We start from the raw sequence: 22,433 nt of genomic DNA on the forward strand, positions 1-22,433 counted from the left end.
CGATTTTCAGGATTGATTAGTGGCGGTTTGTCTTTGACGCTGCCGCATACGGGCCGCCAGTGAAAGGGTTTCCCCTGGGTTGTCTGAAGGGGACGTTGGTTCTACCTTCTTTTCCTTTTCAACTGGCAATGAAATGGTTGTAACGGTCGCTGGCAGAGGTGGGGGAGCAGGAACTTCAGCTTTAGCAACAGGTTTGTTTGTGGGCAGTTCGGGCGCATCCAGCTCCGGCATGAGTTCGCAAAACTCAGCAAATATTTCCGCTGCTTTAGGGCGTTTGTGAATCTTTGCCCAGATCAATGTTTTGAGCTGTGGTGGCGATTCGCACTCTAGCCAAAACATAAGAAATCGAAGCGCATATCGGCGCACCAATTTCGAGACAACTGCCCCCAGTGACCGCTCTCCCATGACCCATTGAAGAGTGGTCAAGATTGCCTTGACATCGGGATCTAGATACGCCCTACTCTTCTTCTGGTTCATAGAGGTTGTTTGAAAGTTCAGCGAAATACTTTAAGCCTTCAACATCAACCGTTTGGGTATCGGTTGATGGATAGTAGATTTGCAGTTCTTCGCTTACCAGGCTTGCTAGGTAGCTGGAAGAACCGCCCACAATAAAGGTTTGGGGCAGTGTCAGCCGACTCCAAACTGTATCGATTTGGGCAATGAGATCATCAATAATCTCAGCGTGAATTTCAGACCAAAGCCCTGAAAAATCAATGCTGTGATTGCCCTCCTCATAAACAAAATTGCGATCGCGCAAGCAGTTCATGATGCGCGATAGGTTTGCCGATCTACCCAGTTTGTTAGAAATGATTGGCTCTAACTCCTGGGCCCAGCCGAATGTGCCCTTTAGCCTAAATTCGTATTTGCGAATCAATTTGCCGTTGGGCTGAAACACGCGACCGAACAGGTCTTTACCGCCTAGCGAAATTACCGCAGTAAGTTCGTCGGGGCGATGGATCAACTTGTTCTTTTTGCAGTACAGGAAGGTTCCAAAACCCTCATCTACTGAGATGGCTTGCTCAATGGTGAGCCGTTTCTTCTCCCCATTGCGCTTATACACATGAGTTCCTGCACACTGCTGGATACCCTCGCAGTATTCAGATCCTCTTTTAGTCGTGGGAACAGGCAAGACTAACCGACTGATTTTTGTCTCTGGATAGGGACTATCCAAGCAAGCAAGCAAAATCTGCAAAGCCATTTCTGACTTGCGCCCCTCGTACTGGAAAATAGGCTTTCCACCCATCTCCTCAGCACCTCTACCGAATTGAATGATTGAGTCGTCCATCTCTAGCAAGTTGGTCTGCTCATCCCAGAACGGCTCATCGGGATCTCCATCCCGATATTTCTTGAAAAATGCGGGATCTTTTCGATACCGCCCGTCGTGGGTTGGGTATTTGAAAACTCTGTTTCCAAAATCACCTTCATACTGCTCAATTGTGTGCAGCATATTACTGCGATTTCGGCTGCTTCGAGTTGAAGCAACAGGTTGCAGCTCAGTTAACCCAGCTTCAGATACAGACCCATTGTTTTGATTTCGACTAGTTCGCGTCGCCATAAAACCTGATCAAGCCCCCTTTTAGCCCAACTGATTAGAAGGCTAACACAAAAGAATCTCAGAGAATCTGTGAGATTGCAAAATATTCTCAAAGATTCTTGAATAGTCGGGCAGAATTTTTGTGATACTGCAACTGGATAGAATGAGTTGAAAGATCGCCCACTTAAAGCCCAATAAAGCCCACATGCCGCCAGAGTCAGAGGAAATTCGCCTGATTACCGTTCGCTTGCCGCCGCTAGTAAAAGCCCAGTTGCAGGCACTAGGCGATAAGAACGACCGCCCGTTTACCCTTCATGCGGCAAAAATCATTAAAGACACGATTGAAGCGGCGATCGCATCGGGTGAAATTAAGCCTGAAGACTGGGAGAAATATCTGGAATAAAGAACCCCCTTTTCCAATTGGAAAAGGGGGAGGTATTAGGGGATTATTAGGCGACAAATCCCAGTCAGAAAGCCTCTTTAGGAAAATCACCTACTGATTCGCCTGCTAATTCTCCCCAGCTTTGCCAGATTCCTTGCTTGAGCCTCACCAGGGCTAATTGACCGGGGCGAACTTTACGCCCAAAGCGATCGCCCCTGTGTACGTCCAGGTGGCAGCGATCGCATAGGGCAATTAGGTTGTCATCTGCATCGTTGGTAGTGTCGCGATCAATGTGATGAGTTTGCAGTTGCCTGAGCCTGGGAGTTATTTCAGGGCACTCAGAGGGTTCAGCTTCCAGTAGTTCGAGCTGCAAGTACAGCGCTGGAAGTTCCTCGGTTGCCTCTCCCGGTTTGGCGCACTGCTCCCCACAAAGCTCACATTTCCAATCAGCCTCCTGTTTTTTGCGGTAGCTTATTTCGTCCCAGTTTGGGCTGTACATAGCTCTAGCTCAGGAAAGAACTTTGGAGCAATCAGGGCGATCGCCCTCCTACCCCGAAACAAACCAAAAACGGCATCCAAACTATCTGCCTCAAACTCTAGCCAAAAGTCGGTGAGCTGATGCTGAAATTCACTCATCGAAACCTCGCGCGTTCGCTTCAGTTCCAGAGCTTTAGCTTTCTCAGCACTAATCAACACAGCAACCGGATAGTTGTACTGCGTGATTGCAAAATCCTTTTGCTGTGCCTCCCGCCGATATTTGCCGGAGCGCGTTCGCAGTTCAGTAATCGAGAGCAAGATCATCAGTGTTTAGTAACTTTAGTATCTTTAGTAAGTTTGTTATAATTTTACTAGCGATTCCCGGCAGATGGGGATTCTAAGGAATACGAAGCTTTTAACTATTAACTAATTGGTGAATGTCATGCAGCCTGAAAGCTCTAATCCGCCGCTTTATATATCTCCAGAATTTAAACAAGCGCTGTTAACGGGCGGAAGCTTGTACGAGTTTGATGAGCTACCACAGCGATGGGAAGAGGTTTTAATGAGCGGCAACGCTCACGGGCTGACTGCGGTAGAACGCAGGCTCTATTACATCTGGTATTGCAAACAGGTTGGGTTAAACCCAGCAACACGACCGCTGGACTACATCCCAGGCGAAATATCTAGGGGAAAAGACGTTCCAAAAGAGCCGATTTTGAAGCTATCGCCTAACCAGTCAGCCGCTCAGCAGTTGCGGGAAAATCGGGGAATTTCGGTTGAGATCAAATCCCGTGAGTTTGTAGGAAAGGTTTATCAGGTGGTGGCGATCGCCAAAACTCCAGATGGGCGAGTAGATGAGGCATCAGGAGTTGTATCGACCCACGACTACGACAAGCCCATGAGTCCCAAAAATCTAGCCAATGCTCTGATGAAGGCAGAGACAGCCGCCAAACGGCGCGTAACGCTTTCAATTTGCGGGTTCACTGTGCCCGATGAAGAGGGGGCGATCGATGCCGTGAGCGCCGAAGCTCCAGATGATGTGGTTTCGGATGTTTTTGACTTCCAGGACTACGTTCCCGCGCCGCTCAACCTGCCCGAACTAGAGCCACTAGAGATTTCCCCTCCTGCGGCTGCTCAGCCGCCTCAGACCGCACAGCTTCCCACTCCAGCTTCAGAACCAGTCTTTGACACAAGTGGGCTTGACGACACTTCAGACCTGATTGCAAAGACCGATGTGGAGCTAGCGCGGCTGGGCTGGAGTAAAGAGCGGGGACAGCAATACATTCTGGAAACCTTCGGCAAGCGAACGCGCAAGCAGATGACCGACAGTGAGCTAATCGGTTTCCTACTCCACCTGAGAGGACAGGAGCCAGGGGAGCAGCCGCTCACCCTAGCCTCTGTCAACGGGCGAAACGGGCGCAGGTAGGGGCTTGAACTGGGGGAGAGGCGATCGGGCACTCTAGGGCAGTGCCGCGATTTTCACCCCAACCATGATTCCTACGTTTGACGAATTTCGATTTAATCGATTTATATCAATGCACTCCACTCTGCTTCAGGGGTGCGATTTTTGGTTTGATGTTGCCAGCCGAGTTATTCATGTGTTGGCGAACCCAGTTCAAGCTGAGGACTTGTGGGCAAGCGCAGAAATTGCGGTGGATGCTCGAATAGTATGTGCTGCAAAGCTATCAATTCAAACGATTGGAACTTTGCAAGAGAGCGACATCGGAGCATTAGATCAACACCGGCTGCAACGATTTAAGGGATTTTTCGCTGCTGTATTAGAAAATTGCTCCCTTTATCTATCTGGATTAGACCGAACCCTGCACATATTTTGCTCTGAACCTGAGATAGCAAATTCTCTTCGAGAAGACGTAGATTTTGAGCAAGAGGCATGGTTAATTTGCGCGGCTTCCAAAGTTGAAATTCAGTTAGTTAGTCAAAACTCTGTTAATAGCTGGATGGAAGAATTACAATCGATTTCAAAGCCTGCAAAGTCAGAAAGCGGAGAAACGATCATGCCAACAGCCCTGCAAACCGAACTCGAAGTATTATCTCCTTCAACCGCCCAATCAGTTAACGGCTCAGAGTTACCCCCAGATAATCCCCTTGATCCACTGCTCGCAAAACTCAAGCAGTTCATTCGTGAGGAGTTTGAAACTCGGATGTCTAGCCTGAATACTGCAACCATTTCGCAGGAAACTGTAAAGGCAGCAGTTGTTGAAGCGATCGGGCCAGAACTCCAGTTTCTAAAAAGTTTGAAATCCTCCTTCAGCGCATTAGGAACAGCAGATATTGCTGCTGAAACAGCTCCAGCCCCAGCTCCAGCTAAACCCAAAGCTACGGCTAAGGCGGTTGCAGAAAAACCCGCTGAACAACAGCAAGAAGTTGCTGTTGCTAACGATAGCGCCCCAACCACTGCACTACCAACTACCTTCAAGCGGGGCATGAAGCTGGTTAAGAATGACTGGAACGCCACAATCGAACTGATGCTAGGCAAGCTGGGAATCGACAAAACTCCAGACGTAGCAAAGCAAGTTTTGCAGGCGATCGCCAATAACACCGAGGCTGCTCAACCTTATCTCGACAAGATTGGTAGCCTGCTTCCAGCAGAATCGACCCCTCGCAGCAAGAGCAACCAGCTAACCCGATTCCGCAAAGCCTGCGCTGATTATTCGGCTAAGCTGTAATTTCTCATTTCCCTCCAAAGTTTTAGCGCCAAGAATCCTTTACTTTGTAAAATTCTTGGCGCTTCTTTGTTTTAAAAAACTCATGCGGGAAATACGGAGAATTCATCTTTTTACTGGCACATCAAAGCACTGGAAACACGTATTTTTAGGAGATAAGAGCTACATTATTCTCCCTTTCTATTAACCTAAATAGATGCCTAATAATGGTTTTCTTCAGGGTGCGCAACAAAAATGCAGTCCGACAATTTGGCAATTTGGGAAGTGCTTGAAAATTGCCCGTCTCACCTATCCCGATGGCTCTCGATTAATTGCCGATTAACTACCTTAGCAACAGAAAACGCAGACGGAAGTATATCAACCAGTCTACTGATTCAACATCTTAAGGATAATGTTGAAGACTATCAGTTTCTATCAGATTCAGTGGCAGAAATTGGGCTAGCCCTGCTGCAACTAAAATCGGGGGAAAAGATAGAGAGAATTCTTGTTTTACCAACAAATAAATCGCTCAAGCCGTTATCCTGGACAACGAAATTATCCAAGCTCTATCGATTTTTTTTGTCCGAGAAATTAGCTGATTTGCAGCTTCGAGCCAGTGATCATCACTGGCTCGAAGGCGTAAATGTTAGTTGTGCGAGAGACATTCGCCATTGATCGCGATTCCAAGCGCTCGTAGCTCCTCTTTCGAGAACGGCTTGCCCGTTTCTGGATTGATCGGGATAACTTCGCCTAAAGCAATCTCAGCAACCTCTTCCGAGGTATAGGGCTTCCCTGTCGCTGGGTTTATTGCGTGTTCTAGCGAGACTAAACCCATGATTAAGCGAGGCCTGGGCGGATCTTGTAGCGAATGATTGCCTAGCTCAAATCTAATTAATTCTTCTGGCGATACAACAACGGCGCTGCTGCTCGCTAGTACATCGATCAGTCTGTAGATGGGCATCCCGTGGGGGGGGTCAAGAGCGAGTCGTGCGGTTTTCATAACTGCCGCGACATACTTCCATCCCGTTTCGGTCATAGCTGGTTCTCGGTCGTTTTCCCTAATAATTTTTCCAGCTTTAGGGTGTTGATACGTCCGAGAAGTTACTACTTCCCTTAATTTATAAATTTCCAGTAGTTGCTCTGGACAATCCTCGTAAGTTTGGCTCAAGTCCAAAATCACGCGATCGCCTTCTTGCGGATTCGCGGAAACTGGAACAATTTTTAAAACTCGAAACACGAATGGGGCAAATAACTTCAAGGTATCTTGCTTGATTTCAAGCCACTCATCTCGAAGTTCAGCGTTAACCCAGCGGGATACGGTTTGCTCGCTAATGACCCTCTCTCCAGGGCTACCAAACTTTAAATTTATTTGCTTGGTCAGCTCTTTCTGATTGCGATACTTCCAGTCTTGGTAGGCAAGAGAAGCGGTAACAGCCTGCCCAAACGCTATCATTCTCGGACTCTTTACAGGGGGACTCACCAACTGGGACACAATATTAGGTGCCATTACCACTCGCACACCTCCTTATTTACAAAAATCATAGCTTGCAGATAGCGGCTGAGAGTAGTATCTTTCTGATCGGATTAGGAGTAATCTCAGACTATGCAAGTTAGCAGTAGAAAGACTCTACTCGAAATTTCCTAACAATGGGAAATTGTTTCAACCCAAAGTTACTACCGTTACAAAATTTGCTCTACCAAAAGAAGGGGAAGCCCAATGAACTCAGGATAGGACAGCCGTTCTAGGCTGTAAACAGCAAAAAACCCGAACTTGCAGCAACAAGTTTGGGTTTTAAGAAAGTAATTCACGCTTCTTCAGGTATCAGTGCCGCTGTTACCTGAAAGTTTGTCGCGCTCAGAACATTAACACTCAATTATTATGTCACTAAACCCCGCGTTTGACGAGAGTTTTCGCGCAGATTTTGCACATCAACCCGATCCAGATGAACCCTTCACAATCTGGACAAAAGACACTCAGGCGGCAGTTTTAGATCTGCCTCGTTCGGCGATACTACTTTGGCAAGACCTGCTCAGGAACACGGTTGCAGGCGTTAAGCAGATTGTAAATTTACAGGAAATAGCAGAGCGAATTTCCTGCGGATATGGCAGCAGGAAAGGCAAGGGCTATCACCTCGAAACAATGCGGCAAGCAATCAAAAAACTTGCCGAAAAAAGCCTAGTTAAAATCGTTCACGATTTTAGGGGCGGAATGATGCAGGTAGTAGCCTTCCACTGCGGGCCAATCAAACCTCTGGGCGATCGCTCCAGAAAAAAAATTAGGCGATCGCCAACTGGAATTAATGAACCTCAGAGAAAATTGAGAAATTCCAAAAAAAGCTTAAATTCGCAGCCTGAAAGCCTGACTGGGCAAACATCTGGTTCTCTTCAGATCAGTTTAAACTTTCCGGATCTCTCACAACCTTTTTCGAGTGAGAGCGTGACTGGGGAAAAAGTAGAAGTTCCGGAAGTAGAACAAGAAAGCCCAGTTGTGGAAAACGGAGGGGGGAAGGGATCTCAAAAAACACTAGTCAAGAGCGCAACTAGTGAAGGTGATCGAGGTTCCGCTCCAGCCGACGAGTTTGAAAATTTTGGAAACTCTGGAAACTCTGGAAACACTACAGAGACAGGCTTTCAGAAATTCTGGCAAAATTACTGCGGTACAAAAGCCGGTCGTAAGGGCGACGTGGATTTGGCCCGTGCAGCTTATCTGCATCTGGGGTTTGAAGGTTGGAATGATGCAAGCCTGTTGGAGCTTTTCCAATGGGATTTTGGGGATCGGCAAAGACAAGCTGCATCTGACCCAAATGGATTTTATGAAAGTTTCCCTCATGCCTCGAACTATCTGAAAACTGGATATCTCCAGGGTGTGCAATCCAGACAGGCAGAGGCGATCGCCGCTCAGCCATCACCTCAACCAGCCGAAGGTAAACCCGACCCTCACCCACAAACCCAAAATTCAAAACCAGAATTTGACCTGGTTTTCTACGCCAAACTCATCACGGCTGGTCTGGTCGAGGAAGTGGCTCCTGAATATCTGCCTGAGCAAATGGGGGAGATTCAGGTGAGATTACTGCGCGTGTGGAATGATTCGCAGTATGGATTTGATCTCAGCCCGATTCGAGTGCTACGGCAAATCCACAGCGATTCTGACCTGGATGCCCTAACCCATAGGCGATCGCTCTGGGAGCTGGCAGAGGGGTTCCTGCGCGAAGCTGAGCGAGGGTTTGAATCAGACTGCGACGAACAGATTGACGTAGGGCTGGCAGGGCTGCGCGAGGCTTACCAGCAAGGGGATGACTGGATCAGGGAGGCGATCGCCACATGGACTGAAGCAAAGCCAGGGCTGTACCTCACTGAATTAGGCCCTGAGCAGGAGTTTTGAACCTATGGTGACTAACAGAAATTCCTGGTGGAAAGGTGCGGGTAGCTTCCACCAGGAAAACGGGCGAGAGCTAAGACTTGTGGACGTTCCGGCGATCGCCCTTTCTTTAGAGCAGATCACAGCAGCAGCCCTCAACCTGCCACTGTCGGAGCGGAAAAAGTTAATCCAGGACCTACAAGAAAGCCTTGATAGGGCTTCATCTAGCCCAAGCGGGGATGCTGGTAGCCCAGATGAGGCTTCATCTAGCCCGAACGGGGATAAACCCAGTGCTAAACCCAGTGATGAGAATGCAGATTTTCCAATTGGAAAATCCGGTAATGGCGGGGGCTATACCGCTAGGGGTTACTCCGTGTGGTGGTGTACTAAAAGCAAAAGTACAGCCAAGCAGGATTATGTGGAATATTGGTTCCACTATGAGATCCCGTCAGAGGAGCATGAGTGTGGGCGCGAGCATCGCAGCGTTTATGTTGGGCAACACCCCAAGGGAGGGGCACCCAAGGCAAAAGCTGCTCATAAAATTGAGATGCTGAAGACCAAGGTGGCGCGGAAACGCCCAATTCAAGAGATTTTGGAGGCGCTAGGAAAAACTAGCAAATAGCTGACATGGGCAAAAAGTTCCTCAAAGAAGTGCGGAATCTAACCCCCGCAAGCCTGAAAAACATCTCAGTGGGAGAAGCAGCATGGCGGCTATTTGATGCTGCTCTAGAAGCTCAAAAGCCAATATTGTTGCCCATGCTGCCTCCAGGCAATGAGAAGGGGCTTCGCCCAGGGCAAACTACCCCAGGGCGAAGCGAGATCATGCCTAGCTGTGATGGAGTAGTAATGGCGGTACACTGCTCAGCCGACGATGCTCAGGTTTTGATTGATTTAATTCTGCGATGGGAACGCGATCGCCTGAAGGCACTTAAAGGCTGATCGCGAAGCTCATCATCTATTTCACAGCATCGACGTGCGACGTAAAAGCACGTCATAGGAGGGATTAGAGCGATTAACGCAATGGCGGCAAGGGTTAGAAAACTCATTGAATTAGGGCAAAAGGGAATTCTTTAAGGAGAGTTTCGAGATCCGATAATGGCGACTTGGAGAGACATAGCGGGGACGATCGCTAAGAGTTTTCAGATTGGTTTGGGCGGGTCTAGAATCCGCAGCAACAGCGGCGTGATTGAAGCTAGAAACGCTGCTGACTCAGCGCTTGTACCGCTCGCTGCTGACTCCTACAGATATTTCCCAATAACCCAACCTGCTACTCCCAGCAGCGGCATTATCGAGTACGTGGAGCTATCTAACGGATTGCTCCGGCTCAAATCGATTGATGCCAGCGGGTTTATCAGCACAGATGGACGTGATATCACGCTCATCGTGCGAAACAACACAGCCGTAACCATCAACAAGGGTCAGCCCGTTTACAGAACTGGGGCAAGCGGCGGCGTTCCGACTGTCGCGCTAGCACAAGCCAACAGCATTTTGACGACCCCAGCGTTGGGACTAGCGGCTGAGACAATTCCTCCCAACGCCTTCGGCAGGATAATGATTTTGGGGATGCTCGAAGGCGTAAACACTTCCGCTTTAACTGAAGGTGGAACTGCCTATCTGAGCGCAACGACAGCGGGATCTTTGACCACAACTAAACCTGCCTTCCCTGTTCTGCAACAGCGCCTGGGTTCAATCGTCACAGCCAGCGCTGGAATGGGCCGAATCCAAGTGCGAACGCAGGGCTTGGATAACGAAGAAGAGGGTACGATCAGCCCGACCTTCCAAATTGGTGACAACACGGCTGGAGCTAAAGCCATCAAATTCCATAATGGGTTTTCCCAAACCCTCAACTCAACCCCAACCGCCAATCGAACCAACTCTTTGCCTGATCGAGACGGAGTTTTAGCCCTAACATCTCAGGTAGCGTCGTCCATTACCTCAGACACACCCCCTATTACCTGGCATGAGGGGCACGTTTCGGTAGTTGGGCCAGCGGCCTACTCAAGCATCTTCAATGTCACGGGAGCCACTGAATTATTGGGAGGCGCGATTTACAGTGTCGCCCCAGGATTCAGGCTTATCGTAGACAACGTGACCGTTATCGACCGCACTACCCTGCGCTCTGGCCGGGTTGGGGCTAGCCTTAGCGGTGAGCCTTTCGGCGTTGTGGCACTGCCACCTGCTAAATGCACAACCACGATGCGCCTCGACCTCTACAACGCATCTGGAGCTATGCGCGATTTCGGCTGGAGGGTTTGTACGCGATGACCTATTTTCTAATTAGAATTCGAGCCGATAATCAGATCATCGGCACCCTGGAAGGGGTTGATGATCCTGATAGATACAAATGGGATGAGAGCGAAGAAGTTGAAGTTTTCGATAACAAATTAGATTTTGATCGGCGAATTGCTGCCCTAAACCCTCCTCAAAAAGCATTGCCAAAATGGGCACAGTTTCAATCACTCATGCTGATCAATGGCCCCTATTTTCGGATCGTCGGGCACAACGCATCAACACTGGCACTGAACTCAGTGCTAGTGTTGATGCTCGGTGAAATGGGGCAACATCCAGAACGGTTAGTGGATTTGATCAACATCTGGAATGCGATCGCCTACGAAGCAAAACCAACGCTGCTCGAAATTGTCAGCCTCAAAGGAATTTGTGTAACGTGCAATGTGCCCTTCACCCTAGATAATGTCGGGCGCATGGTGGCTACTACTACTAACTAGGAACTGAGTAAGCAACCTCAATTCGAGCTGAGCCAGCCGTCGCGCCATTAGCAGAATAGGAAATGATCAAATCTTCTGCCGCTGTCGCTGGAGGCTTGCCGGGAAACACCTCAAAAATTGTTTCTGTTGCAAAGGTTAGATCGACCTGGGTAGATGCCAGATACTTGCTGGGACTCGCCGCAGTTCCGATCGACATCGATGGGGTTCCATTAAAGGGCACATCGATAATCACCCGAATAGCGCTAATGCTAGACCCAGTTGGATTTTGAAACATTGGCACAGTTGCAGCGCTGCCAAATGCCAACGTGGTTGTGTCGGTCGTGACTTTATTGGACGTTCCAGCGACTGCAATAAACTCCAGTTCAATTACCCCAGCCGGTGAGCCTGACTTTTGCGCGAGTACCTGCCCCGCTGTGCCCACATTAGGCAATATCAGAGTTAAATCTTGCGTGGCTGCGCCAGTTCGCGCTAGCCCATATTTGCGATCGCTGCCAGCTCCAGCGGCATCGGAATTCAGCTCAACGAAGTCACCCGAAACGCGAACGATGCTAGCAGATAGCTCAGCATCAGCCGTATCTCCAGCGTTTCTCACCGCCAAATTACCACTAGAGTTCTTTAGCGAAACACCCTTCAGCCCAATCCGAAGCTGATTGAAAGACGTTCCCAGTAAGTCTAAAAATTTGGACACAATTACACCTCAATAAGAACAAACCCAGACCCTTGGGAGCAGCCCAGCCCTGGATAAATTGACAACAAAATGGGAGTGCTTTGGCTGTACGTGTAACCGGGATTGGTTTCGTACTCAGCCGGAAATTCAGGTACAACCTGATCGGACCTCATTAAGCGATCGCTCATCTCTGCATCACCCAGTTCCAGGGCGCAATTCAGCCCATTAAACGGAACTTGAATGATCACATTAGCTGTAACAATCGTTTGCCCTGCCCCTGCCACATAAATGGTTTTGGGGGACGCATCGCCATAGGAGAACGGGATCTTAATGCCAGTATTCCCATCTGCTGTTTCCAGGCTTGGCGGAGCTTTAGGGCCCATGTAGCCTAAGTCTTGCTCCAAGTCTTCCAAATCAGTTTGGAAACTTGTGGTGACTGAAATTTTGTAGGCAAGCAGCCAATCTTTATTCTTTTCCTGAGCCGTGAGAATTTGCCCTGTTGCGGTTGCTGCCTCGATTTCATCGTTGATGCAGTAGTAATCAGTGCGGATTACTGCCAGCATTTTGAGCAACCGATTCTGAGCTTCAGACCTTGGCAGTTGCTCATATTGGTAAGCAGCGCTGAATCTAAAAATGATCATGTAGGGAAAAGTGACCCGCGCAATCACTGGGCTAGGGCTTCCCATGCCTGCAAAAAAGCCAGAGGTGCTGATATCGGTTGCAGGTTCCTCCCTGCCAATAGAGCGAGGGGTAACTAGATCCTCAACGTTGTCAGGAGTGTTTAGTCCCCACTCATCAATTCTGAGTTGGCTTTCAAAAAATTTTCTTAAATCGGTTTGAATCTGGCTGGGAGAAGTCATCGCGATACATGATCGGGTTTACGTCGCAAAATTAGATCCCAGGTGAGGGTATTGCCTTGTAAAATTGCGACAAAATCACACTCAACCCCACCAATTCGCCGTTTTGTAAGTGGGTGCAATTTGGCATCAACCCAGTAGTTAATGCCAGTGCCCACCAGTTGCTCATAGGTATAGCGGCGGCTGATTCCCTTAATTTGGAAATCATCAATTTCAATCGTGATATTTTGGGCTCCAGAAAATGCTTGCCCTAAGCTAGCGTTCGCCGTAACGATAACGGGGTGTGGCTCAATTTCGTACAGGGTTTCAACTGGAATTGGCGAAATGTCTGAGCTATAGCGATGCTGGATTACCAGCCCTCGCACCGTTGGCACTCCAAATATTTCAGCCAGGGGCGCTGCCAAATCGCGCAAATCAATCATTTGCTCAATCAGGTTTGGGTTCATACCACGAACCCAACGCGAGTTACTATCAGCGTTCTACTCAATGCATCAAACTGTTGCCCGTAGCTAGTCCAGTTCAGATGGTTCCCTGTGCGAGCGCTGGCAGCGGTCTTCTGCCCAGCGGCGATGCTCACAGCCATCCCAGCAGTTTCAGCCATTTGCTGCCACTCCAGCTCAATCAAATGAGCGGTGTACAGCATCACGCCTTCAAACTGGCTATCACCCCACACATTCAATGGGCACTGAGCATGAGCACGGGCGAGCATCGCACTAATAAACGGCTCACCCGCTTTAGTGAATTTGGGGTAGACCGCCAGCAAATCAGCAACCGTCACCACAACAATGCGATCGCTCGGTGCCGATGGCTGAACAATAGGTGGTTCAACTGCCGGAGCTGGATAAACAGGCGGTTCAACTGATGGAATTGGTTCAAAAACTGAATCTGTACCCATCAGGGAAGGCTCCATTCCACTCATGATTGTTGAGTTCTAGTCGTTTTCTGTTTGATTAGCGGGGCGATCGCCTCAGCAATCTTCTCGTAATCCTCCTCAGTTAATTTGATCGGTTCAGTTTCAAACGCATCGCATTCAATTAGCTTTGCAACCACGCGCTCAGCAATGCGTTCAACATCAGCATCAGATAGTGGGGCGATCGCAGGTTCAGCCTGCTTCTCAGCCTGGTTTACTTCTTGGTTAAAGATCGACATTTATTGTTCCTCGCCAGATTTTTCCATTTCCTCTACCTGTTTGATGCGCTCCTGGCATAGCTCAGGGATGCCATCCCGGTCATCTTTGGCGATACAGCGATTCAGCCAATCAATATCGCTAGCCTCTTCGATGATGTCTTGGCAGTCCTCCAGGGCAAAGTCAGCACTAGTCCCCGTTGGTTTTTCGCCGTCGGGTACAACAGGCATGTAAACACGGATTACCCCTTTCTTCTCACAGCGAGCAAAGAAAGGATTGGTTTTCATTGCCTCGAAGGTTTCCAGTGAAATTAGATTAGTTCCCTTGATCAAGAAACCACCTTCGAGTTCCAGCTCTTGCAGTTTGTTTCTACCGCCCTTTGCCCCACCAGCTTGAGCGGCGGGGGCAGGGGGTACAGGGAAACGATACAGCGATGTGCGCTTGTCGTTTTCGGGTGTTAGGAGAAGTGCTACAGCAGCAGACATATTGATGATTGAGGTAGAGGGACATTTGCGCTCATTGTGCCCAGCGCGGGGAGTTGACTGTTGACCTAGATTCCGGCAACAACGTGCATCGAATACGGGCGACGGGCGATCACACCAGCGAATTTGAAGGTAGCAGCCCGCTCATAGCCCAAGCCTTTACGCTGCAAGGGTTTCCAGGTTAGTTCTTGCATGATTTTGACCTTGACCTTCATTTTGTCGCGGCGGAAAACCATCAGAATATTGGTGCCATCAACGCCAGCTCCAGCCAACTCATTCAAAGGCTGAATGTCTTTGATGTAGGGGCTGGTATCGAGAAACTGCTTCAGGATTGTGGTGTTGAGGTGATCAGATACCTGGGTGTTTGCCAAATAGTGATAGGCGCGAAGCGGCAGGATCATCGTGTCGGGCTTCTCAATTTGGCGAGTTAGCTCAACAACAGAGGTAACAGCATCGTGCAGTACGGCTAGGCACTGTTGGGGGGTGCTGGAGGAATCCAAACGGTAGGGGCTAAAAGAGTGCAATGCGTCGGGGTGGTTGACGAAGCCGGGGAGATTGAGGGACTTATCGCCAAATGCGATCAGATCATTCATCTTTTGGCGAGATGATTCCTGAACGCCTGCAATGTCCTCTTGCTCAATCTGAATTTCGCCTTTTACAGCGGCTTCAATGTCATCTTCTGAGAACCAGTAACCACCGGCCCAGCGATGCACCTTAAAGGTGAATTCTTCGCTGAGGACGTTGATCATTGGGATGTCGGTCGGGTAGCTGCGAACTAGCTTAAAGTGACCGACGCGGGTGACACGACGATAGGTAATCGTTCGCGCCCAAGGCTTGTTCTCGATATCAAGAGGCACGATTGTGCCATCGGCAAACGGTAGATCAGACGTTTCTTCCCGATCTAGTTCTGTTTCAATGACTTCTAGATCGCGCTCAAATAAGCCGAGCGTGGCATCGTCGAGGCGTACAGAGCTATGCATTACTTTCTCCAGTTAAGGGTGAGGGGTGAAGGATGAGGGGTGAAGGGTGAATTAGTTGATGTTGAAGGAGACGACGATGATGCTCTCTCCATTGGGAGAAACATCAACTCCACTACGGAAGCTGGAGGTAGGCAGGGCGATCGCATTGGTGTTATTAGCCGTTACTTTGCCTTGATGACCAGGTGCAATTGAGACGAAAACGGAGCTATCTTCTGTGATGACTTCGCCGGGGATTGTGGGAATCCACAGACCCTCATTGGTGAGGGAATTGGTCAACACATCCATTGCTTCATCGGGTGGGTAAGCAGCAAAAGCAGACGGGCCAATGCCAACTTTTTCTGAGGCATGAGTTGCCATCGTGCCGCCTAAGATGCGGTCGGTGAGTGCAGTAGGAAGTCTGCCTGTGCCCTCCGGTTCACCCGCTGCCCGTGCCACAATTCGCCCAAACGGGATGAATCCAGAAGTGGAAGCGACTGAGGTATTAACTGGGGTTAGATTTGCGGAAGAAGATAGACGCAGAGCAACGCCCTTGGTGCGAGCGGTCAAAGTAAGTGTGTGTGTGGTGAGGTTGATCTGAGGAATTGCGCGATCGTAGATTTCAGACAACCGAACTGCATTGAGTAAGCCCTGCTCTAGCTCAGCCTGAGAAGGGTTTGCATCTGTTGTGAAAGTAGCTTCAGCGCCGGGAACAAACAGCTTGTAAACGGTATTAGCGGTAGGAGCTGCGGGAATTGGAACAGACCACACATCAGCGCGGCTGGTTGATGCATTGTTGACAGTTTTCACACGGGGAGGGGTGCCATAGCCCTCTAGTTTGCCAGCAAAGCCGACTGCATAGCGATCGCGATAAACTTTTTGCATGATTTGGGGATTGGGGATTGGAGGTTAGGGATCAGTTGAAAATTCAGGGAGTTAGCGCTTCGACATTGCCAAAGGTGATTTGCAGTTATCCATGCGCTTTTTAGCGCCATCGCTAACCTCAGTCGGGGCTTTCTTTCCACTGCCTTTCTTCTGGGCAATGCCAACAGCCGCTTCGAGCATATCGGCGTGGTAGGTAGAGGCTCCATCAGCGCGAGTTTTGCCGTTACCCAGCGCTTTGTAATAGCCCTTTACCTCGTCATCAGCAACTTCTGTACCAGGGTTCAGACCCACTACAACAGCCTTTTGAATCGCGGCTGGGGACATGCTGGCATCTAGTTTGATGCTGTCAGCTTCAATTTCAAGAGAGCTGAGCAATTGGCGAGCATGATCGAGTGCATCAACCCGCAGTTGTGCTTCAGCCACAACTCTGGTTTCAAATTCTGCTGAATCCACGCGGGTTTCACCATCAGCCCCATCAGTGCGCTGATCCGCTTCAAACCGCAGATCTTCTAGTTCCTCTTCCAGTCCATCTGCCCGACCTTGTTCACGGTCGCGAGCAGCGGTTAGTTCATCAACCTCAGATTGCAGTTCTGCAAGCTGTCCTTGAGCTTCGCCGTGTGATTCCTGGAGTTTTGAGAGGGTTCCTTCAATGCTGTCTAAGCGTTGGATTTTTGCGGCCATGACAGAAGCGACAGTTTCAGGTACTTCGCTGTAAGCCACGCCATCAATAGTGATTTGTGCCATACGAGTTGAGGGAGAAAAGTTCTTAGTGCCAGTGTTCACATTTGACCCAAATGACTCGCATCCATCGCTATCAGCGTTGTAAACCTGGTAGGCAATATCTAAATCGTCGTCAGCACTATCAATGTGCAGCCGCGCATCTGCCCCAGCTCTCGCCCGTTCCACAAGCGCCAAATGGTTGTAGACCACATTGCGCTGCCGATGGGTGTAGGGCTGACCGTTGTACACGCCAGATTCTTCCGCTACATCGCAGGTATAGCCGCAGCTCAGTTGCCGCTTCCTGCCGCTCACCACATCGGCGATCGCATCCTGACGATGTATGTTGAAAACGACATCAATCAGGTATTCTTTGCCATCGGTGTTGACATCAATCTTTGTTCCGACTGACCCAACTGAATATTCAGCAGAATTGCGCGGATTAACTAAAACAGTTGGGTGGTCGTTTGTTCCGGGCTTGCCGCCCAGAGATCTGAGACTCCCAGGTTGCAAAATATCGTCAGGGTGCCGCAGTTCATGCCGCGTTGACCCATCCCGGTTGCGATAGGGAAATACCCCGGTTTTGGTGGCAGTGCCACGCAGGGTAAGAAAACCCTCATCGCTTTCCTCGACTGAGCCAACAATCTTGCTGGCAGCGTTGGCGTAGTCGAATCGCCACGCTTTTCCCGGTTTTTCGATTGTGGAAACCATTGTGTTTGGGGAATAGGAGAAAAGGCGGAACTGCTGTGCCTCCGCCCTCTTTTACGATTCCCGATCGCCCAAACTGGTTTGCGCCAGCAGGGTTAGCCCTCTTCTGTATGGGGTGAAACTTCTCTCACCACAAAGCCCTCGCCCTCTCTGCCCATCTGAAAAGCAAACGTTTCATTATTTGCCTTGAATAGCCCCGTGACAAGCTCATTTTCAATGCTGTCAATCTTGATAGCTTGAATTTTCTTGCCCGTAAACTGAGCCAGAATGTTGGCGGTTTGTTGGTGGAAAAAATCTGTTGTCACTTAACAAGCCTCTGACTCAATCTTTTAGATACTGGTTCAACTACTTTAGCGGTTGTCATGCCGCTGGAAGCTCCAGCCCCAATTCCAGCCAGGTTTAACTCTGCCCCAAAGATTGCAGGAGTGTGGAATCCAGAAAAATTGCTAGAAGCAGCCGTTCCCGCTGCGGTTCCCACAGCCCCGGCTGCTACCTCAACAAAGGTATCAGACACCAGTTGCTGTTTCTGCTCTGTGGTCATGTTTTTAACGCCCTCCACATAGCCATTCAGCCCAGACCTAGAAATATCCTCATAGGACAGTCTCCAGGTTCGCATCGCCACTCGGGCCGCGCCAGAAGCAACAGGAGCCGCCCAGGGGGGAGCTGCCCCCGCACCCATGACCGCTAATTCCTCAATCACAGGTTTGATATCAAATTCGCGCCCTCGCCCCGTTTTAGTGACGCTCTGAACCTCAGATTGCAGTTGCCTCAAAAAGTCTTTTGCTTTGGCAACTTGCTGTTTTGCCCTTGCACCCAAGGGGCGATCGCACTCACTACCACGCTCAACGCAGGCTTCACCGCACTGGGTTCCCTTAAGGCAACGATCTGCTGCAACGTCTTGCCGAACCAGTTCCTTGTATTGGATAGCTCCTTGAGCGCTAATCCTGTAATCCAAAATTGCGCCATCAGAACCACGAAACCGCCCAATGATTGCATCGCTTGGGGCAAGTTGCAGTGTGGGTAAGCCTTGAATGTCAGGGTAAACAGAGGCGATCGCCTGCTTTACTAAAGCTGCGGCTTGCCGTTTGGGGGTAGATTCAGCATCACGCCGAGCCAGCGCTCGCCCTTCTAAGTAGGCATCGGTTTTGGTAGCTTGACTTTGGGTTTTCTGACCCTGACTTTTCTGACCCTGGCTTTTCCCATTGGAATTTGGGGATTTCTGCTTAGGTTTTTTCTGAGATGCTTGTTTAGGTGGGGCGGCCGGAACGTCTCTGTAGATTAGGTCTTTAACAAATGCGTTCACCTGTGGATCGCGAAAATACTTCTCCTGTGTATGCCCATCAATGTCATCAAATAACTTGGCATCTTGACGACCGGGATACTTGTTAATCGTTTCATCCTTTGAACCTTGAATCATGTATGATTCACCGAACGGCTCAGTTAACCCACCCCAAAAAGAGCCAAAAGAAAGCGACTTTAATCGTGGTTTGATTTCAGGATAGGCAAGTTTAAGAATTTCTTGGGCTTCATTGACAACTTGCCCTCCCAGGCTATGACCCGCTAGCACAATTTGCCGATCCGGATATTTGCGAGCATAGGCGATCGCCTGAGATGCCAGCTCTACAGCCGTATCGTTACGCCCTTTAGTCAAGTTCGTCCCCAGTACTTTTAACGCATCCACAGCGCGGTCAAATTCATCTTCAGGTTTTGATTTATTGGCTGGGATGTTGGATTCTGCATTGCTAATAGCAATTGTTTTCAAGTCTTTCCCACCATCCTTAGAGAAGGCCATGCGGAATGAGTTGGCAATACGATCGCCACTGCGAACAGCCGCCGAATCTTCCTCATAGCCCATTCCACCAACCCCAAGCACAATTGTGTGCTGACGCTCTTTAACGCTACTTGGCTCAATTTTTTTGGATTGCTCCAGTGCCATTTCAGCCGATTCCTGAAAGTTTGCACGATATTTCTCGCGAAGTGCCAGGTATCTCCCCCCAGATATTCCAATAGCAGCAGCAGTAGCAAGCGCTGCTGTCTTTGCTAGGGGAGGAATGCCCTGACTTTTGTTGCGATCAACTTTGGAATTTTCATCGGAGATAGCTTTAGCGGCGATCGCGCCTCCCAATATTGCTGCTCCAGCAAATGCCGCTAGGCTACCGCCGCTGGATGCTTGAATGCCAACTTTCCCACCCTTGCGCTGTTTTCGCCAATAGCCACCATTTTCTACACTCGGATCAGTTACCCAGTCAAAGCCTGGTTTAGTTTTTTTGGCTGCTTTTGAAAGTGTTTTAGCGGAATCTGCGCGGTTGCCCTGGATTAAACTTGCAATGTAATCTGCTTGTTCATTAGGAATTCTGGCAAACTCCCCCTGATTTTTGAGTGCCCATAAGTATCCTCCACGCATGGGCAAAGAGCGAAAACCTTCCTTCTCGTAAATGCTTTGTCGCTGCTCGCCTGCGCCGTCTTTTTTCCAGGGTTCTGCCCGTAGGAACGTGTTTTCAGGCAGGTTTGTAATGTGTTCCCGATAGGCAGACTTGGCTATTTTGACGAGTTTCAGCCCTTCCTTCACATCTCCAGGTTTACGATCATAAGAATTATTGACCATAAACCCCATTTCGTATATCGGGAACCCTCCCGCCGCTCCGACAGATTGAGAACCAAAAGTGATAACTTTACTGCCGACAGACCCGACTGACATAAGCGATCCGTCAGGTTTTCCAAAGGTTGAGAAATTCTGTCTTTCATCAACTGAGATTAAACTTGCTCCCTGCTTTCTAAATATTTGCTGAGCCAAATACACTTTGGCAGCTCCAGTCATGCTCTTGATTTTCTGCTTGAGATCTGGGTTGACTGGCAAGCCATCAATTTTCTGGTCAAGCTGCTCATATTCATTAATCTTGGTATATGCAGTAGCAGCAGCACTTAGAACTGCATTATCAGTAATCCGATACTTTCTTTCACGCTCATCGACTCCCAGAAAAGCCTGAGTTTTGGTACTTAGTGAAGTTCTGCTAGTCAAAGCTTTTGCTTTTGTGACTACAGCGCTTCTAATACCATTCAACCCTTTACGTTCTTTGCGCCAATAACCATTCCCTTCAACACTGGGATCTGCAACCCAATCAAACCCAGGCTTAGACTTCCTATTGGTTCTAGATGGTGTTTCAGCAGTGTCAGCTTTAGATGTTTTATCCATAGTTCTGAGGAACATATTCTTCTTACGCTCAGCCAACTTACGCGCCTTCTCTTTTTCCTTATCTGTAGCTTGGTAAGAACTGACCGTTTTGCCGCTAAAAAAGTCTTTCAGTGTGTTTCTAACGTTGGGATCTAGAAAATACCCGTAGTGGTCAGTGACCGTTTCAACCTCAACTCGATCCCTCAAAATCACGTTTTCTATACGATCATCGTTGGCAGAACCAATCGTGATTGAGTCCCCAACTTTCTCAGTCAATCCCCAATAAGGAGAGCCTAAATTTGCAACTCTTACATTTTTCGCTCCCATCTCTTTGAGGATTTCTGCGGCTTCATGCGTAGCCATGCCGCCCCCAGAAAACCCAACCAGGTTAATGGGTTTATCAGGATACTTTTGGTGGTAGGCCCAGGCGTTTGCTGCGGCCCTAACTGCAACAGGATTACGTTTCTCTTTGAAAACGGTATCGAGCATCAATCGGGTTGGGATTTCTAATGCCAGTAACCCGTACTGCTCTGCTGCCTTCGTAATAGGATCACCATTAGCTAGTCGCTCTGCAACAGCTTTCGCATCGACATCAAACTCTTTGTTATCAATTGGGGTGACGTGATGATTATCAAATAACCCATCACTACCGCGCCCAGGCTTGCGCCCACTCGCAAACTGATCACCCCAGCGCTGAGAGTTCTTGCCCTCCTCACCACCGAAGCCACCCACCACAAAAGTCATTTGCTCCTTGCCGCGTTTATCTAGCTTTTTATCAACCCACACTTCATTGGGATCTTCAGCCATCTTTTTGGCAAGTTCGGCAGATTCCTTAAACCCGTTTCTGTATTGGGCACGCGCAACTACATAAGCAGCAACAGGAGTGCCAACTAAAGTTGCTCCTGCAACAACTGCGACTTTAGCGCCAGTTGGAACTTCATCTAAAGCCTGCTTATCTTGTGGTTTAAGAGGCATATCTTGCCCTTGCCGTATTTGCGCCCCAATCGCTGCAAATGCCGCAGCCCCTGCGATTCCTCCAACTAATCCAGCCGCCAAATTACCTACAGCTCCACTTCCTTCTTTTTTAGTGGTTTCTTCTTTAGTAGTTTCTTCTTTAGCAGGTTTGGGTGATGCTTCAGCTTTAGCAGCTTTGGGCGGCGCTTCAGCCGCTTTTTGGCTGGGTTGATTCGCTTTGGTTTCAGTCGCTTTTGCAGACTGAGCCATGCTAATACGATTCGCTTTGACCTGAATGATTGCCCTTCTTAATTTCTGGAATTTCACCATCGACATCGGTGATAGAGCAATCTGGCACTCATCCCCGCGTTCAATACAACTTTTTCCGCAGGGCTTGCCAGCCCCACAAGTTCGCTTCCCCGCTGGAGCTGCATCAATGCGCCCATTTCGCAGCTTGCCAGAATCCAGATAAAAGCCATTCAAAATGGAATCACTTCTACTAGCGCTGGTTGCTTCAACTTCGTTGTACCTGAGCTTCCCCTCACTGCTGATTGCGAAGTCATAAACCTGCTCATTGGCGTGAAATTTGCCGTTCACCCCATTTTGCTGATCTACATCAAAGGTCAAAACACGGCTGATGCCGCTGGTAAACGCCTCCTCAATAATCTGCTTGAGCGTGAGGGCGATCGCCTTCATCGGCGGCAACGCTTGCCCGTTCGGTTGGGTTTGTGGGTTGGGTTGTTGGAGAGGAGTAGCAGCGGCAATCATG

At 49.2% G+C, this 22,433-nt stretch carries 25 protein-coding genes; 9 read left to right on the top strand and 16 right to left on the bottom strand.

The window, feature by feature from the left end; genetic code table 11:
• Positions 1-6 precede the first annotated feature (6 nt).
• Positions 7-477, bottom strand: coding sequence for a hypothetical protein (locus H6G00_RS01385; protein ID WP_190795309.1), 471 nt, complete (start codon positions 475-477; stop codon positions 7-9).
• On the bottom strand, positions 458-1,555 hold the full coding sequence (locus H6G00_RS01390) for a hypothetical protein (protein WP_190795310.1): 1,098 nt from the start codon (positions 1,553-1,555) through the stop codon (positions 458-460). Before H6G00_RS01390 ends, H6G00_RS01385 begins: the two co-directional genes overlap by 20 nt.
• Before the next feature lie 184 nt (positions 1,556-1,739).
• On the opposite strand from H6G00_RS01390, the gene H6G00_RS01395 reads away from it, so the two are divergent.
• Positions 1,740-1,937, top strand: coding sequence for a hypothetical protein (locus H6G00_RS01395; protein ID WP_190795311.1), 198 nt, complete (start codon positions 1,740-1,742; stop codon positions 1,935-1,937).
• Positions 1,938-2,001: 64 nt separating this feature from the next.
• Here H6G00_RS01395 and H6G00_RS01400 read toward each other — a convergent pair whose 3' ends face one another.
• Entirely contained in the window at positions 2,002-2,415 is a 414-nt protein-coding gene (locus H6G00_RS01400; protein ID WP_190795312.1) for an HNH endonuclease signature motif containing protein, read from the bottom strand.
• Positions 2,388-2,717, bottom strand: coding sequence for a type II toxin-antitoxin system prevent-host-death family antitoxin (locus H6G00_RS01405; RefSeq protein ID WP_190795313.1), 330 nt, complete (start codon positions 2,715-2,717; stop codon positions 2,388-2,390). Before H6G00_RS01405 ends, H6G00_RS01400 begins: the two co-directional genes overlap by 28 nt.
• Before the next feature lie 118 nt (positions 2,718-2,835).
• On the opposite strand from H6G00_RS01405, the gene H6G00_RS01410 reads away from it, so the two are divergent.
• The 3 genes from H6G00_RS01410 to H6G00_RS01420 all read left to right on the top strand — a co-directional run bounded on the left by H6G00_RS01410 (position 2,836) and on the right by H6G00_RS01420 (position 5,731).
• Positions 2,836-3,819: a hypothetical protein gene (locus H6G00_RS01410; protein WP_190795314.1), complete on the top strand. Its 984-nt coding sequence runs from the start codon at positions 2,836-2,838 to the stop codon at positions 3,817-3,819.
• 64 nt (positions 3,820-3,883) lie between these two features.
• On the top strand, positions 3,884-5,080 hold the full coding sequence (locus H6G00_RS01415) for a hypothetical protein (protein WP_190795315.1): 1,197 nt from the start codon (positions 3,884-3,886) through the stop codon (positions 5,078-5,080).
• 231 nt (positions 5,081-5,311) lie between these two features.
• Positions 5,312-5,731 (top strand): hypothetical protein, encoded by a 420-nt coding sequence (locus H6G00_RS01420; RefSeq protein ID WP_190795316.1) that lies wholly within the window; start codon positions 5,312-5,314, stop codon positions 5,729-5,731.
• Here the strand turns inward: H6G00_RS01420 and H6G00_RS01425 are convergent.
• Positions 5,703-6,509 carry a hypothetical protein gene (locus tag H6G00_RS01425; RefSeq protein WP_190795317.1) on the bottom strand — a complete coding sequence of 269 codons (807 nt, stop codon included), beginning with the start codon at positions 6,507-6,509 and terminating at the stop codon, positions 5,703-5,705. The two genes, H6G00_RS01420 and H6G00_RS01425, sit on opposite strands and share 29 nt — an antisense overlap.
• Positions 6,510-6,935: 426 nt before the next feature.
• Here H6G00_RS01425 and H6G00_RS01430 point away from each other — a divergent pair, with 426 nt between their 5' ends.
• The 5 genes from H6G00_RS01430 to H6G00_RS01450 all read left to right on the top strand — a co-directional run bounded on the left by H6G00_RS01430 (position 6,936) and on the right by H6G00_RS01450 (position 11,140).
• A complete protein-coding gene (locus H6G00_RS01430) occupies positions 6,936-8,438 on the top strand; it encodes a hypothetical protein (RefSeq protein ID WP_190795318.1) in 1,503 nt (500 codons plus the stop codon).
• A 4-nt stretch (positions 8,439-8,442) separates the two neighbouring features.
• Positions 8,443-9,036: a hypothetical protein gene (locus H6G00_RS01435; protein WP_190795319.1), complete on the top strand. Its 594-nt coding sequence runs from the start codon at positions 8,443-8,445 to the stop codon at positions 9,034-9,036.
• Between the two features lie 5 nt (positions 9,037-9,041).
• Positions 9,042-9,353 (top strand): hypothetical protein, encoded by a 312-nt coding sequence (locus tag H6G00_RS01440; protein WP_190795320.1) that lies wholly within the window; start codon positions 9,042-9,044, stop codon positions 9,351-9,353.
• A 156-nt stretch (positions 9,354-9,509) separates the two neighbouring features.
• Entirely contained in the window at positions 9,510-10,679 is a 1,170-nt protein-coding gene (locus tag H6G00_RS01445) for a hypothetical protein (RefSeq protein WP_190795321.1), read from the top strand.
• Positions 10,676-11,140: a hypothetical protein gene (locus H6G00_RS01450; protein ID WP_190795322.1), complete on the top strand. Its 465-nt coding sequence runs from the start codon at positions 10,676-10,678 to the stop codon at positions 11,138-11,140. Before H6G00_RS01445 ends, H6G00_RS01450 begins: the two co-directional genes overlap by 4 nt.
• On the opposite strand, the gene H6G00_RS01455 is transcribed toward H6G00_RS01450, so the two are convergent.
• The 11 genes from H6G00_RS01455 to H6G00_RS01505 form a co-directional block, all read right to left on the bottom strand.
• The gene (locus H6G00_RS01455; protein ID WP_190795323.1) at positions 11,133-11,828 is read right to left on the bottom strand and encodes a hypothetical protein; all 696 of its coding nucleotides are present in this window, start codon (positions 11,826-11,828) and stop codon (positions 11,133-11,135) included. The genes H6G00_RS01450 and H6G00_RS01455 overlap by 8 nt on opposite strands.
• Before the next feature lie 2 nt (positions 11,829-11,830).
• Positions 11,831-12,667 carry a hypothetical protein gene (locus H6G00_RS01460; RefSeq protein ID WP_190795324.1) on the bottom strand — a complete coding sequence of 279 codons (837 nt, stop codon included), beginning with the start codon at positions 12,665-12,667 and terminating at the stop codon, positions 11,831-11,833.
• Positions 12,664-13,110: a hypothetical protein gene (locus H6G00_RS01465; protein ID WP_190795325.1), complete on the bottom strand. Its 447-nt coding sequence runs from the start codon at positions 13,108-13,110 to the stop codon at positions 12,664-12,666. The genes H6G00_RS01460 and H6G00_RS01465 overlap by 4 nt, the downstream gene beginning before the upstream one ends.
• Positions 13,107-13,583 carry a DUF4054 domain-containing protein gene (locus H6G00_RS01470; protein ID WP_190795326.1) on the bottom strand — a complete coding sequence of 159 codons (477 nt, stop codon included), beginning with the start codon at positions 13,581-13,583 and terminating at the stop codon, positions 13,107-13,109. The genes H6G00_RS01465 and H6G00_RS01470 overlap by 4 nt, the downstream gene beginning before the upstream one ends.
• Positions 13,580-13,813 (bottom strand): hypothetical protein, encoded by a 234-nt coding sequence (locus H6G00_RS01475; RefSeq protein WP_190795327.1) that lies wholly within the window; start codon positions 13,811-13,813, stop codon positions 13,580-13,582. The genes H6G00_RS01470 and H6G00_RS01475 overlap by 4 nt, the downstream gene beginning before the upstream one ends.
• Positions 13,814-14,275: a hypothetical protein gene (locus H6G00_RS01480; protein ID WP_190795328.1), complete on the bottom strand. Its 462-nt coding sequence runs from the start codon at positions 14,273-14,275 to the stop codon at positions 13,814-13,816.
• Between the two features lie 65 nt (positions 14,276-14,340).
• Positions 14,341-15,252 (bottom strand): major capsid family protein, encoded by a 912-nt coding sequence (locus tag H6G00_RS01485; RefSeq protein WP_190795329.1) that lies wholly within the window; start codon positions 15,250-15,252, stop codon positions 14,341-14,343.
• Between the two features lie 51 nt (positions 15,253-15,303).
• Positions 15,304-16,113 carry a hypothetical protein gene (locus H6G00_RS01490; protein ID WP_190795330.1) on the bottom strand — a complete coding sequence of 270 codons (810 nt, stop codon included), beginning with the start codon at positions 16,111-16,113 and terminating at the stop codon, positions 15,304-15,306.
• Between the two features lie 51 nt (positions 16,114-16,164).
• Complete coding sequence (locus H6G00_RS01495) at positions 16,165-17,541, bottom strand: DUF2213 domain-containing protein (protein WP_190795331.1); 1,377 nt, start codon at positions 17,539-17,541, stop codon at positions 16,165-16,167.
• Positions 17,542-17,633: 92 nt separating this feature from the next.
• The gene (locus H6G00_RS01500) at positions 17,634-17,843 is read right to left on the bottom strand and encodes a hypothetical protein (protein ID WP_190795332.1); all 210 of its coding nucleotides are present in this window, start codon (positions 17,841-17,843) and stop codon (positions 17,634-17,636) included.
• Positions 17,840-22,432, bottom strand: coding sequence for a hypothetical protein (locus tag H6G00_RS01505; protein ID WP_190795333.1), 4,593 nt, complete (start codon positions 22,430-22,432; stop codon positions 17,840-17,842). The genes H6G00_RS01500 and H6G00_RS01505 overlap by 4 nt, the downstream gene beginning before the upstream one ends.
• Position 22,433: the final 1 nt, after the last annotated feature.

Source organism: Leptolyngbya sp. FACHB-541, from assembly GCF_014695875.1.
In the GTDB taxonomy this organism is placed as follows: Bacteria; Cyanobacteriota; Cyanobacteriia; order Elainellales; family Elainellaceae; genus JAAUTN01.